We start from the raw sequence: 13566 nt of genomic DNA, 5'->3' as shown, positions 1-13566 counted from the left end.
GCACACACATTCCAGAATGGAGAGTATCTTCTTCGCCGCAGCTCGACCTGTCAAGTCCCCTCCGCCGCAAGGAGGTTGCCGGGCTCGCACTTCACCCCGCTTCCGCGAACCTCTGGAGGATCTCGCGGCGCAGGTCGATCAGGCGCGGTACGTCCTCCGCTCGGCGCGCGCCATCCCCACTCGGCGCAGATCCCCCAGGGCCTGCCGTCCCCGGGGAGGAACCGGTCGATGAGCCCGGCCTGTGCCTCCGCCGTGCCGGGGGCCTGCTGGTCCTGTGGTAGGGCACCACCGACAGGTAGAGCTCGGTCTCGGGACCGGTCCGCAGGCCGGCCGGCGGGGCGAAGTACGCCTCGTCGCAGCGGTTCTGGGGAACGGTGAAGGAGATCCACGCGGGCCGCAGGCGAGGTCGCCGAGAAGCGCTCGCTCGTAGGACGGGGTGATCCGCTCCCGGTCGTCGGGGTGGAAAAGGTTGGCCAACGCCATGGGGGTGGGGTACTCGGCCTGCATGCGCACGCCGGCGGGCAGTCTCCGGACACCGACGGGGACGCCTTCGGCCGAGGCACGCGTGACGGTGGCGGCGTCGGGCAGGTTGACCCCGCCGTTGAAGTGGGCCGGCAGGGGGCATGGGGAGGACCTCTCACCGGGAAGTACGGGATGAGGAACCAACTCCTCCGTACGCGCATTGACCACGATCCCGTTGAACGGCCCGGCGGGGTGAAGCCGCCGAGGTCAGCCCCGGCCGGGGGGCACGGAACGCCCGCCCGTGCGGCTCTCCTTGTACTCACGCGAGAGCAGCGAGTCCATGGTCTCGCGCAGGTGGACGATGAAGTCCTCGAACTGGTTGAGCTGCTCAGGGGTGAACTGCGACAACTCGACGGCCATGCGCCTGGCGTAGGGACCGAAGAACTCCTCGGCGCGCGGCTTCACATGCGGGCTGCTGCGCAGTGTCACGATCCTGCGGTCGGTGTGCTCACGGGTGCGCACGATGTGCCCGGCCGCCTCCAGCCGGTTCAGCAGCGCGGTCGTCGCGCCGGACGACAGGGAGATGCGCTCGCTCAGCCGGGCGGGCGACAGCGGCGCTCCCTTGTCCTCGGCGTACAAGATCTCGACCAGAGCCGCGGCGTCGGTGGAGTGCAGGCCCAGCCAGGTCGCGAACCGCTGGGTGAACTCCGCGTAGTTGGCGCCGAAGGCACGCAGCCCGTCCATGAGCCGGTCGCGCTGTACCTCCAGCCCGCCGAAGTCCGCTCTCTCCATCGTCATGCTCCGTCCTCGATCCGTACCGGCGGCCCTGCGGCCCCGCGGCCCCGCGATTTGACACCGTACCCGGGGAGTCGATACCTTCACAGTAAAGATACATCACAGTGGAGGTACCTTGAACGGCACCGCGGAACCCCCATCCATGCGCCAATGGCTCGGCCTGGTGGCAGTTTCCTTAGGCGTGGCGCTGATCGTCGTCGACATCACGATCGTCAACGTCATCCTGGCCCCGATCATCGAGGACCTCTCGATCGATTCGGCCGAGGCACAGTGGATCCAGGAGTCCTACGCGATCGCCTTCGCGGCACTCCTCCTGCTCGCCGGACGCCTCGCCGACCTGCACGGCGCCCGCAAGATCTTCGTCATGGGGCTCGTCGTCTTCGGCGTCACGAGCCTGGTGGCCGCGGTCGCCCCCAACGGCGGCATCCTGATCCTGGCCCGCGCCCTGCAGGGCATCGGCGGCGCCATGATCCTGCCGACGTCACTGGCCCTGGTGAACTCCACGTTCACCGGCAAAGCCCGGGGCCAGGCCTTCGCCATCTGGGGATCGACCATCGGCGCCGCGGCGGCCGTGGGCCCGCTGCTCGGCGGCTGGCTGGCCGACATCTCCTGGCGCTGGGCCTTCGGCATCAACATCCCCCTGGTCGCCCTGATCATCGCGGGGGCGGTCGTCTACCTGTCCGAGTCCCCACGGGCGCGGGGCCGCGTCGACGGCATCGGCGGTGTCCTGTCGGCGATCGGGCTCGGTCTGCTGGCGTTCGCCCTGATCGAGGGGCGCACCTACGGCTGGCTGATCACCACCGAGTCCCTGGACATCGGCGGGTTCTCGTGGAGCGGGGGCCCCTCTCCGGTGCTCGTCTCGTTCATCGTGTCGGCCGTGACGCTGTGGGCGTTCTGGCGCCGCCAGGCGGCGCTGGGCCGCAACAGCGGCGCACCGCTGATGGACGTCAAGCTCTTCTCCATCCCGTCCTTCCGCAACGGCAATGTCGTGACGCTGATCGTCGGACTCGGCGAGTTCGGCGTCATCGCGGTACTGCCCCTGTGGCTCCAGTTCACCCTGGACTACAGCGCGTTCGAGGCGGGCCTCGCGCTCGTCGCCCTCGCGGTGGGCAGCTTCTTCGCCAGCGGCGCGAGCTTCGGCATGGCCGCCACCGTCCCGCCGCTGTCCCAGGTGCGGATCGGTCTCGTCCTGGAAGCCGGCGGTCTCGTGATGCTGGGCCTGATCGCCGCGACCGACACCTCCTGGTGGGCGATCGCGATCGCGCTGTTCATCTACGGCATCGGCGTGGGCTTCGCGACGGCGCAGGTCACCAACATCGTCCTGGTGGACGTTCCTCCGCAGAGCGCCGGACAGGGGTCGGGCGTCCAGAGCGCGGCTCGCGAACTGGGCTCCGCGCTGGGCATCGCCGTCCTGACCACGCTGTTCTTCAGCACGCTCGCCACCGACCTGAGCGACCGGCTCACCGACTCCGGACTCAAGGCGACCGAAGCCGACAGGTTCAGTTCCGTCGTGACGGACAGCGCCGGCTCGGTGATCCAGTCGCTCTCCGACGACGAGCGGACCGCCGCGGTCGCGGACGCGGCCCGCGAGGCGATGTCCCACGGCCTGGCGGTGGCCAGCTACGCGTGCGCCGCGCTGCTGGGTCTGGCGCTGGTGACCACGCTGTTCGTGGCCCCCCACAAGGGGACCCCCGCGCAGCAGCCGGAGGCCACGCGACCCGAACCGAGCACGAACTGACCCTGCGAAAGGGTCCATGAACCGACCCGGCCGGAGGGCTTACATTCCCCCGGACCCTCCGGCCGGGTCCTCCCGACATACAAAAGCACAAACGCCGTGAGAAATGCAGGAGCACAGCATGCGGAAATCACGAATACGCGACACTGCATATCCGATTCGGTAATCAAAATCACAGACGACTGGACACGCCCGCCTCTCGATGCATAAATTCTGTCGCCAGGAACGTGGACATTGACTCTGATTCATGCAGTCATTTGGGGGCTTGTCACATGAAGGCGCTCGTCCTCTCGGGAGGCGCGGGTACGCGGATGCGCCCGCTCACGCACACCACAGCGAAACAACTGGTACCGGTAGCCAACAAGCCCGTTCTCTTCTTCGGCCTGGAAGCCATCGCCCAGGCAGGAATCACCGACGTGGGAATCATCGTGGGTGAAACCGCGGACGAGATCGAAGAGGCGGTCGGCGACGGTTCCACGTTCGGACTCGACGTCACCTACATCCCCCAGGAGAAACCGCTCGGCCTCGCCCACGCCGTCTTGATCTCACGTGAATTCCTCGAGGACGAGGATTTCGTCATGTATTTGGGCGACAACTTCATAGTCGGCGGTATCACCGAACTGGTGGACAATTTCGTGTCGGACCGCCCCGACGCCCAGATCCTGCTGACTCACGTGCCCAACCCCACGGTCTTCGGCGTGGCCGAGCTGGACGCCGCGGGCAACGTCGCGAGCGTGGAGGAGAAGTCTCCCCGGCCCAAGAGCGACCTCGCGATCGTCGGTGTGTACCTGTTCACTCCGGCCATCCACGAGGCGGTGCGTTCGATCAAGCCCTCCCAACGCGGAGAGCTGGAGATCACTCACGCCCTTCAGTGGCTCATCGACGAGCGGCGCGACGTGCGCTCCACGACGATCTCCGGCTACTGGAAGGACACCGGCAACGTCGTGGACATGCTGGAGGTCAACCGGTCGGTGCTCGAGACGCTCGAGCCCCGGATCGAGGGCGACGTCGACGACGAGAGCCAGATCATCGGCCGGGTCCGGATCGAGGAGGGGGCGCGCGTGCGCAGGTCACGCGTCGTCGGCCCCGCCATCATCGGCCGGGGCACCGTGATCGCCGACTCCTACATCGGCGCCTACACGTCCGTGTCGGAGGACTGCCGCATCGAGAACAGCGAGATCGAGTTCTCCATCGTGCTGCGGGACTCGTCGATCAAGGGTGTACGCCGGGTCGAGGCGTCCCTGATCGGACGCAACGTCACGGTCACACCGGCGCCCGCCGTGCCGCACGCCCACCGACTCCTTCTCGGCGACCACAGCAAGGTGCAGATCTCGTCATGACGAGCACTCACATACTGGTCACGGGCGGGGCCGGGTTCATCGGCTCCCACTACGTGCGCACACTCCTCTCCCCGCAGGGGCCGGGCGGTCTCTCCGTGACCGTGCTCGACGCGCTGACCTACGCGGGAAATCCGGCCAACCTCGACCCGGTGCGCGCGCACCCCGGTTTCACCTTCGTCCACGGCGACATCTGCGACGAGCCCCTCGTGAGATCCCTCACGCAACGCGCCGACCAGGTCGTGCACTTCGCCGCCGAGTCGCATGTGGACCGCTCGATCAGGAGCTCGGCCGCGTTCGTCCGGACCAATGTGGTGGGAACCCAGGTTCTGCTCGACGCCACCCTGCGTGCCGGGACACGCACGTTCGTCCACATCTCGACGGACGAGGTGTACGGGTCCATCGACGAGGGCTCCTGGCCGGAGGACCATCCGCTGCATCCCAACTCGCCGTACTCGGCGTCCAAGGCGTCGAGTGATCTCCTCGCCCTGAGCTACCACCGCACCCACGGCCTGGACGTGCGCGTGACCCGGTGCTCCAACAACTACGGGCACCACCACTTCCCGGAGAAGGCCATCCCTCTGTTCGTGACCAATCTGCTGGACGGCAAGAAGGTGCCCCTGTACGGCGACGGGCTCAATGTCCGGGACTGGCTGCACATCGACGACCACGTGCAGGGGATCGAGTTGGTCCGCACGACGGGAAGGCCCGGCGAGGTCTACAACATCGGCGGCGGCACCGAGCTGACCAACAGGGAACTCACCGAGCTGCTGCTCGCGGAGTGCGGTGCCGGCCGGGACATGGTCGAGTACGTCGCCGACCGCAAGGGGCACGACCTTCGCTACTCGGTCGACTGCACCAAGATCCGAACCGAGTTGGGGTACCGGCCGCGCAAGGAGTTCGCGACCGGTCTGGCCGAGACCGTCGCCTGGTACCGCGAGAACCGTCGGTGGTGGGAACCCCTGAAGGACCGCGCGGTGCTGTGACATCCGCCCGGTCCGCGGCGCCGCGCCTCCCCCGCGCACGCGCCGACTACCCCCCGACTCGCAGATAACACCCCGTCAGTGGGTCGGTCTTGCGCAGATCCGTATGCGCGCATTGGATCGGAAAAGATTGCTCTTGAAAACTAGCGACCAGGGGCTAGGCTTTTGAGCGACCTGACCGGGCGAGGATGGCGGTGCACAGGACGCCGAGCGCTCGCGATGACACCTTGGGGGAAAAGTGATTAATGTCTTGCTCGCCGAAGAAAGGGAAATGATACGAGGGGCATTTCTTGCCTTACTCGCACAGGAAAGCGACATCAAAACCGTCGCCGACCCGGGGCGGAGCAAGGATATTCTGCCCGCATCCCGACTTCACCGGCCGGACGTAGCAGTAATCGATATGGATATGCTGATCCTGGACGGCCTGCCGTTGATACAGACCATTCATGACGAGCTACCGGAAACACGTACGCTCATTCTGGCAAACCGCGGGCGTCCGGGTATGGTGCGCCAAGCGCTGAACATCGGAGTCGCGGGGTTCCTGCACAAGGACTCACCACCGGATAAACTCGTCAGCGCCATAAGGGATCTCGCAGCAGGACGACGTGTCATCGACGCGGATATCGCAATGTCCGCCTGGCAGACACCGGTCCCCCCGCTTACCGAACGCGAGCTCGAAGTGCTCCGCTTCGTGGCCACCGGCGAGGCCGTTCCGGCCATCGCTGCCCGGCTCAACCTGTCCCCCGGTACCGTCCGCAACTACTTGACCACCGTGGAGAGCAAGCTCAACGCGCGCACCCGAGTGGACGCCGTGCGCATTGCCACGGACGCCGGCTGGCTCTGAAACGCGCCGCTTTCGCGGCAGTGAGGGGAAGGATGTAGCGGGCACTTTTCAGCCAGGTCGCGTCCCGACAATCATTCAAAACTAAACAAGAAGCCCCCACGGGGACAGCGCCACCAGAGCCCCCGTCATGGGGGCTTCGTCATGACCGAACAGGTGTGGCCTGCGCGGATTCCGCATGCGAGACCCCGTGAACTTTCCATGATCAAAAATCACTTCCCCATCACTATATTCATGACGGAGACACTCCATCATGGAATTGCTTTCATTTACAATTTGAAGCATGGACGAGGCCGATCACATGGCCTGGAAAACGGGGAAATGGAAGAGCGTCATGGTCTGCGTAGCGCAAACTCACAGCCACCCTCAGTACCGTGCGACCGATTGCCTGAACGAGACTTCGAGCAGCCTGTGCGCCAGTTGCAGAGAGCACCTTTCCATTATGCTGCGAAGGCTTCCGACTCTCTATCTCAGCTGTGAACTCAGCTTGGGGGGAGTAAATTCCCATGAGGAAAGGGTGACCAGCTCCAACAGCCACCAAGGCATGCCGTTCAACACGGCGGCAGCCGAGGTCCGCTCCTCGATCATGACGGTCCTGGCCTCCTGGGCCGGACTCATCGCCGAGGAGCGGGGAGTCGAGGCCCCGCAGCGCCACATCGTGGGGCTGGCCCGCTTCCTCCACGAGAACGTCCCGTGGCTCTCCGGCCACTCGGCCGCACATGACCTCATCGATGAGCTCACCACCCTGATGCGGCTCGCCCGGCGGGCGAGCGACTCCCGCAGCGTCCGCGTCATTCCGGTCGGCTCGTGCGTGCGGGCCGGCTGCACCGGCAGGCTCCGCGCCGTGGTCAAGGTCGTCCCGGGCGCGCAGCCGAAGCCGTCCGAGATCCGGTGCAGCGCGGACCGCGCACACTGGTGGGCCGCCGGCGAGTGGGCGGCACTCTCGGCGCGCATGCAGACGCTCCGAGATCACCGGCGTACCTGGTACAGCGTGGCGGACATCGAAGTGCTCTGGAAGATACCCAGCGGAAGCATCTACCGCCTCGCCAGCCAGTATCAGTGGCGGCGCCGCAAGGTCTCGGGCAGGGTCTTCTACCACGCCGAGGATCTCCACTCCGCGCTGGGGAGCTGAGCGGACATCAGAAAAGGCGGGGTTCCGGTGGTCACCGGAACCCCGCCTTTGTCAGGTCAGACACCCGCGGCCGACAGCTGTGCGAGCCCGCTCGTCCACGCGCTCCAGGCGTCCCGTCCCGGCGGCGCCAGCAAGGACACCACCGCGCTGGCGCCCCGCCGCACCGACGGATGCCCGCGCGCGAGTGTCGCCAGTCCGCCGGCCGGGCTCCCGTCGACCAGGAGGTGATCCTGATCGTCGAGCACCGCGCCGAGGGCGGGCCAGAACAGCACGGGCGCCGCGATCTGTCCCGCCCAGAACTCGGGTCGTACCGCCTCGGCCGCGGTGACCAAACGGCCCGTACGCGTCGACATGATCGGGATCTTGGGAGGGCGCAGCGTCTCGGCCCCGATCACCTCGGTGAACCGGCGGGCGGCCTGGCCCATGGCGGGCGAGTGCCACGGTTCGAAGGCCCGCACCCGGCGTGCCACCAGGTCCGCCTCCCGCAGCGCCCGTGCAGCGTCGGTGAGATGGGGCTCCGGCCCGCTGAGGATGGTCTGCGCCCGGCCGTTGTGTGCGCCAAGCACCACGTGCTCACCCGCCGGACCTCCCCGTACGCAGTCCAGAACCCGCTCGGGCACCCCCGCCACGGCGAGCATGCCGCCGGCGGGGGCGTCGTCGAGCGCGGCACAACGGCCCGCGATGATCCGGCCCGCCGCAGGCAGGTCGAGTACTCCGGCCAGCGTGGCAGCGGCCAGCTCACCGATGCTGTGGCCGATCAGCACGTCCGGACGCACGCCCCTGCTCGCCAAGGCCCGGCCGACCGCGTAACCGGTCATGAAGAGCAGCGGCTGCGCCCGTGTGCCCCGGTCCGCCGTCTCGCCGTCCGAGCCGGCCAGCCAGTCGTCCCGGACCGCGCCCCCCTCCGGGCCCAGCGCCGTGAGGAACTTGTCGGCCGCGGCCGCGAAGGCCGCGTCTCGCTTGTAGAGCTCTACCGCCATGCCCGCGTGCTGGAAGCCCTGGCCCGGCAGGAGCAGGGCCACCGGGCGGCCGCGCATCACGTCCACGCCCCGTGCCGCGGTGCCGTGCCGAGGGTCTCGACCACGCGGTCGACGTGCTCGACGTCGTTGGTCCGGTACGCCTCTGCGGCCGGGGCCAGCCGGCCGCAGAGTTTGCTCAGCGTCCTGCCGGGCCCCACCTCCACGAACCGGCCCACGCCCGCCGTCGTCAACGCCTCCACCGTTTCGGTCCACCGCACCCGGCCGGTGAACTGCCGCCACAGACAGGCGGCGGCCTCCCCGGCCGTACGGACGGGGGCGGCCGTCACCGCCGAGATCACGGGGATCACCGGGTCGCGCAGATCGAGCCCTTCGATCGCCCGCCGGAACTCCGGCTCGATGCCGGACAGCAGGCTGCAGTGCGCAGACCCGCCCACGTCGAGTGTCAACACCCGCTGAGCTCCGTCCTGTTCGGCGAGTTCGAGAAGGCGCGCCACACCCCCGGTCTGTCCGGCGACCACGATCTGACGGTGGTCGTTGTGATTGGCGATCTCGACGACCTCGCCGGTGTCGGCGGCGGCCCGGGCGCACAGGCCCTCCAGTTCCGCCGCCCCGACGCCGACGACCGCTCCCATGCTGCCCGGGACCTCGCGGTTGACCGCGTCCATCAGCTCACCCCGCAGCCGGACCAGGCGCAGGCCGTCGACCCAGTCGAGCACCCCGGCGGCGACCATTGCCGCGAACTCGCCCAGGCTGTGTCCGGCCACGATGTCGGGCACCACCCCGTGCTCGCGAAGCACCTCGTGGGTGACGACGCTGGTCAAAAACACCGCGGGCTGGGTCACGGGCATGACCCGCAGTTCCTCGGCCGGGCCGTTCCAGCACAGCTCCGTCAGGGGGATTCCCAGCGCCTCGTCGGCGACCCGGTAGTGGGAGTCGAGCAGGTCCTGATGCCGCTCGGCCAGAGCGCGTCCCATGCCCACCCGTTGCGAACCCTGACCCGGGAACACGTAGGCTGTCATGCTCATCGTCGGCACCACCCTCCGTTCTTCGTTCCGGGCACTCAGATCATCCTGAGCGCGGCGATGGGACATACCCGCACCGCGATCACAGCGGCGGTCTGCTGGTCCGTCGGCACGTCACCGTCCACGAGCAGCTCGGCGTGGCCCTCGTCGGCCGACAGCAGCTTCGGCGCCACGCCTTCGCACAACCCGTGCCCCTCGCAGCGACGTCGGTCGACGAGGATCCTCATTCCGCTGCCGCCTTCCGTCGGGACACGGTCACGTCCGCAGCGTCACGGGCAGGGACGCGATGCCCCGGATCGTGTTGTGCAGCCGCCAGGTGGGCTCTCCGATCTCAATCGAGCGCACCCGCGTGGACAGTGCCTTCAGGAGGCTGTGCCCCTCCAGCCGGGAGAGCGCCTGGCCGACGCAGCCGTGGATGCCGTGACCGAAGCCGATGTGCTGCGCGACGCCGGGCCGGCCGATGTCGAACTTCTCGGGGTCGTTCCACTGGCGCTCGTCGCGGTTGGCCGAGCCGTACAGCAGCAGGACCCGCGAGTCGGCCGCCAGCGGGACACCGCCCAGTTCCCGCTCGCGCGTGGTCAGCCGGGTGAAGCCGCGCAGGGGGGACTCGATGCGCAGGATCTCGTTGAACGCGTGCGGAATGCGGGCCTCGTCCTCGCGGAGCAGCTCCCACTGGTCCCGGTGCGCGCCGAACAGCCAGAGCATGCTGGACAGCGCGCTGACGGAGGTGTCCATCGAGGGCGCGAGGAAGTCTCCGAGCAGACCCGGCAGCAGGTACTCCTCGATCTTGCCTTCCTTGGCGTCGCTGACCAGCTCGGCGCCCCAGCTGCCCGGCCGCAGGTTCCCGGGGATCGACATCCGCTGGAGGAACTCGGACATCTCCTTCAGCAGCGGGAAGCCGGACATGGTGCGATCGTTGAGCGGGCCGAAGGCGTTGAAGCCGGCGGTCGCCCACTCCAACAGCCGCTCCTTGCCCTCCTCGCCGGGCCAGCCGAGCAGATCGGGAACGACCGCCAGCGGAAACGCCTGGGCGAAGTCGGTGACCGCGTCGAACGTGCCCTTCTCTATGAGCTCGTCGACCAGCCGGTTCGCCCAGCCCTCGATGTAGCCGTGGAGCTGCTCCAGTTCCTTGGGCTTCAGATGCCGGGCCACCAACCCGCGTACGTAACCGTGGTACGGCGGATCACTGGTGAAGCTGCTGCCCTTCTGCGCCTTGTTGAGCGTCTCGGTCAGTCCCACGCCGGAGCCCGAGGAGAACGTGGTGTGGTCGTGCAGCGCGTCGTAGACCTCGCGATACCGGCCGACCGCGAAGACCTGGTGCGCCTCCAGCCACACCACGGGGCCGAGGTCGCGCAACCGCCGGTAGTCCTCGTACGGCGAGAGGATCGACGCGTCGCTGTAGGGATCGATGTCGGTGCTGGGGATGGTGCTCGTCGTCATGCCGAACTCCTTGGTGAGCTATGGGGGGTCAGCTACGTGCCGTGTGGTCCAGCAGATGGGCGTTGACGACACCGACCAGGTCGCGGGGGGTGTCGACGTCGACGAAGGCCGTGTCCTCGAACTCCAGGCCGTACTCCCGGCCGATCCGGATGCCCGTCTCCAGAAGCGCGAGGGAGTCGTAGCCGAGATCCTCGAACGCGACGTCCTGGATGTCGCCCATCAGCTCGTTCTCGCCGCCCGCTCCCTCGGCGAGGATGCGCTTGAGGTCGTCGATGCTGAATTCACTGCTCACAGTTCCACCCTGTCGAAGAGGTCCTCTGGAACACCGTCGTGTTCCTGTGCTGTGCGCTCATCGCGCCGCGCGCACCACGACCGCGGAGTTGAACCCGCCCTGGCCCCTGGCCAGCACGACCGCGGTGCGCACGGGGACCCGGCGGGCGCTCCCGGTGACCAGGTCGATGTCGTAGTCGGGCGCGCGCGAGACGTTCACGGTCGGCGGGATCACACCGTCCCGGATCGCCAGGAGCGCCCCCGCGACGTCCAGCGACGCCGTTCCGGCCGCCGGGCGGCCGGTCATCGTCTTCGGTGCCGTGACCGGCACCCGACCCGCCCCGAAGACACGGTTGATCGCCTCGACCTCGATCCGGTCGAGCTCGGGCACGGCGGCCGCGTCCGCGAAGACGACGTCCACGTCGTCCGGGGAGACCTCCGCGTCGTCGAGCGCGATCGTGAGCGCACGGCGCAGACCGGGCTCGCGGGAGCTGCCCGGCCTGGGGTCGGTCGTCGCGCCGTATCCGGCGATCTCGCCGTAGATCCGCGCTCCGCGCTCGCGCGCGTGCGCCATGTCCTCCATCACGAGCAGCGCGCCGCCCTCGCCCGGCACATACCCGCCGGCCCTCAGGTCGAAGGGCAGATACGCCCCGCGAGGATCCGTGGAGGAGCTCATCCTGGGGTCCGTCATCTGCGCGACCCAGCCCCAGGGGCACAGCGAGCCGTCCACGCCGCCCGAGATGATCAGCTTGGTGCCCTTGCGGATCTGCCGCCGGGACTGGGCGATCGCGTCGAGACCGCCCGCGTGGTCGCTCACGACCACACCGCTGGGTCCGCGCATGCCGTGCCGGATCGAGATCTGGCCGGAGTTGACGGCGTAGAACCAGGCGTAGGACTGGTACACGCTGACGTACTTGGGGCCCTTGCCCCACAGGTTCTCCAGTTCGCGCTGGCCGAGTTCGAAGCCCCCCGCGGAGCCGGCGGTGATCACGCCGGTGCTGAAGTCGGGCAGCTCCGACGGCCGCACCGCCGCGTCGTCGAGCGCCCAGTCCGCGGCGGCGATGGAGAGCCGCGTCATGTGGTCGGTCGCCGGGATCAGCCTGCTGGGCAGGTGTGCGGCGGCGTCGAAGGTCACCTCGCCGGCCAGCTTCGACGGGTAGCCGGAGGCGTCGAACCGGCTGATCGTGGTGATGCCGCTGAGTCCTTCGACAGTGGACTTCCAGTACTCCTCGGTGCCCTGCCCGTTGGGGGCTATGGCACCGATTCCAGTGACCGCGACGGCCGTCACGCGGCGCTCCTTCCAGGCCGGGCCAGCACCATCGCGCTCTGGAAACCACCGAATCCGCTGCCCACGGTGAGCACCCGGTCGGTCTTCCAGTCGCGCGCGGTCAACGGCACGTAGTCCAGGTCCAGTTCGGGGTCCTGCTGGTGCAGGTTGGCGGTGGGCGGTACCACGTTCTCCTTGACCGCCAGCGCGGAGGCGGCGATCTCGATCGAGCCGATCGCCCCGAGTGAGTGGCCCACCATCGACTTGATGGAGCTCACCGGGAGCCGGTAGGCGTGCTCACCGAGGCTGCGCTTGAACGCGGCCGTCTCGTGGCGGTCGTTCTGCTTGGTGCCGGAACCGTGGGCGTTGACGTAGTCGAGGTCGCTGGGGTTGAGGCGGGCCTCGTCGAGCGCCGCCGTGATCGCCTCGGCCATCTCGGCGCCGTCCGGACGCAGGCCGGTCATGTGGTAGGCGTTGCTGCGTGTGGCGTAGCCGACGATCTCGGCGTAGATGGTGGCGCCGCGCCGCTTCGCGCTCTCGTACTCCTCCAGCACGAATCCCGCCGCGCCCTCGCCGAGGACGAAGCCGTTGCGCGTGCTGTCGTAGGGCCTGGAGGCGTGCTCGGGATCGTCGTTGTGCACGGTAGTGGCCTTGATCGCGTCGAAGCAGGCGACCGTGATCGGCGCGAGAGGGGCCTCTGTCGCGCCCGTGATCATCACGTCGGCGGCGCCCTCACGGATCAGCTCGACGGCGTGGCCCACCGCGTCGATGCCCGAGGTGCAGCCGGTGGACACCACCGTGCTCGGCCCCTCGGCACCGAGCGACCACGCCACCTCGGCGGCGAACGAGCTCGGCACGAGGTAGTCGTACAGATGCGGGGTGGCGTACGCGTGGTCGACGAGGTTCGCCGAGCCGTCGTCGCTCACCACCCGGTACTCGTCCTCCAGGCTGGTGGTGGCTCCGACGGCGCTGCCGATCGTCACGCCGATCCGGTGCGGGTCCAGCTCGGACAGTTCGAGCCCGCTGTCGGTCGCCGCCTCGCGGGTGGCGACCACCGCGAACTGTGCGGCACGGTCCATCCGACGTATCTCCTGGGCCCGCAGGCCGTGCTCCTGCGGGCGGAAGTCGACCTCGGCCGCGACCCGCGAGCGGTACGGCGTGGGGTCGAAGCGCGTCAGGGTGCGCGTCGCCGTGCGTCCCTCGCTGATCAGCGACCAGAAGTTCTTGGTACCGACACCTCCGGGTGCCAGCACTCCTATACCGGTGATGACAACTCGATGGCTCATGAATTTTCCCTCCACT

General features: G+C 68.4%; 13 protein-coding genes. 5 read left to right on the top strand and 8 right to left on the bottom strand.

Annotated elements, in window-relative coordinates; translation table 11 throughout:
* Positions 1-729: 729 nt before the first annotated feature.
* Complete coding sequence (locus tag ACIBK0_RS25745) at positions 730-1260, bottom strand: MarR family winged helix-turn-helix transcriptional regulator (protein WP_399084409.1); 531 nt, start codon at positions 1258-1260, stop codon at positions 730-732.
* A gap of 139 nt (positions 1261-1399) precedes the next feature.
* On the opposite strand from ACIBK0_RS25745, the gene ACIBK0_RS25740 reads away from it, so the two are divergent.
* From ACIBK0_RS25740 to ACIBK0_RS25720, 5 genes are all read left to right on the top strand, one after another.
* Positions 1400-2995, top strand: coding sequence for a DHA2 family efflux MFS transporter permease subunit (locus ACIBK0_RS25740; RefSeq protein WP_399084546.1), 1596 nt, complete (start codon positions 1400-1402; stop codon positions 2993-2995).
* A 269-nt stretch (positions 2996-3264) separates the two neighbouring features.
* Entirely contained in the window at positions 3265-4332 is a 1068-nt protein-coding gene (locus tag ACIBK0_RS25735) for a glucose-1-phosphate thymidylyltransferase (protein ID WP_399084406.1), read from the top strand.
* Entirely contained in the window at positions 4329-5315 is a 987-nt protein-coding gene (gene rfbB, locus ACIBK0_RS25730) for a dTDP-glucose 4,6-dehydratase (RefSeq protein ID WP_399084403.1), read from the top strand. The genes ACIBK0_RS25735 and rfbB overlap by 4 nt, the downstream gene beginning before the upstream one ends.
* A 235-nt stretch (positions 5316-5550) precedes the next feature.
* Positions 5551-6156 (top strand): DNA-binding response regulator, encoded by a 606-nt coding sequence (locus tag ACIBK0_RS25725; protein WP_399084400.1) that lies wholly within the window; start codon positions 5551-5553, stop codon positions 6154-6156.
* A 514-nt stretch (positions 6157-6670) separates the two neighbouring features.
* Positions 6671-7285, top strand: coding sequence for a hypothetical protein (locus ACIBK0_RS25720; protein WP_399084397.1), 615 nt, complete (start codon positions 6671-6673; stop codon positions 7283-7285).
* A gap of 56 nt (positions 7286-7341) precedes the next feature.
* On the opposite strand, the gene ACIBK0_RS25715 is transcribed toward ACIBK0_RS25720, so the two are convergent.
* Genes ACIBK0_RS25715 through ACIBK0_RS25685 form a run of 7 tightly spaced genes read right to left on the bottom strand, consistent with a single transcriptional unit; the run spans position 7342 to position 13550 of the window.
* Complete coding sequence (locus ACIBK0_RS25715) at positions 7342-8322, bottom strand: acyltransferase domain-containing protein (RefSeq protein ID WP_399084543.1); 981 nt, start codon at positions 8320-8322, stop codon at positions 7342-7344.
* Positions 8322-9290, bottom strand: coding sequence for an ACP S-malonyltransferase (fabD, locus tag ACIBK0_RS25710; RefSeq protein WP_399084394.1), 969 nt, complete (start codon positions 9288-9290; stop codon positions 8322-8324). Before fabD ends, ACIBK0_RS25715 begins: the two co-directional genes overlap by 1 nt.
* 35 nt (positions 9291-9325) lie before the next feature.
* Positions 9326-9514 (bottom strand): ferredoxin, encoded by a 189-nt coding sequence (locus tag ACIBK0_RS25705; RefSeq protein ID WP_399084391.1) that lies wholly within the window; start codon positions 9512-9514, stop codon positions 9326-9328.
* Positions 9515-9542: 28 nt separating this feature from the next.
* Entirely contained in the window at positions 9543-10727 is a 1185-nt protein-coding gene (locus ACIBK0_RS25700) for a cytochrome P450 (RefSeq protein ID WP_399084388.1), read from the bottom strand.
* A 28-nt stretch (positions 10728-10755) separates the two neighbouring features.
* Positions 10756-11019: an acyl carrier protein gene (locus ACIBK0_RS25695; RefSeq protein WP_399084385.1), complete on the bottom strand. Its 264-nt coding sequence runs from the start codon at positions 11017-11019 to the stop codon at positions 10756-10758.
* Positions 11020-11076: 57 nt separating this feature from the next.
* Positions 11077-12285 (bottom strand): ketosynthase chain-length factor, encoded by a 1209-nt coding sequence (locus tag ACIBK0_RS25690; RefSeq protein WP_399084382.1) that lies wholly within the window; start codon positions 12283-12285, stop codon positions 11077-11079.
* Entirely contained in the window at positions 12282-13550 is a 1269-nt protein-coding gene (locus ACIBK0_RS25685; protein WP_399084379.1) for a beta-ketoacyl-[acyl-carrier-protein] synthase family protein, read from the bottom strand. The genes ACIBK0_RS25690 and ACIBK0_RS25685 overlap by 4 nt, the downstream gene beginning before the upstream one ends.
* Positions 13551-13566: the final 16 nt, after the last annotated feature.

It is taken from the genome of Streptomyces sp. NPDC050564 (genome assembly GCF_044457265.1).
Taxonomy (GTDB): Bacteria; Actinomycetota; Actinomycetes; order Streptomycetales; family Streptomycetaceae; genus Streptomyces.
Note: the sequence above shows the minus strand (reverse complement) of the source record. Positions and strands in the feature narration are given on the sequence as shown.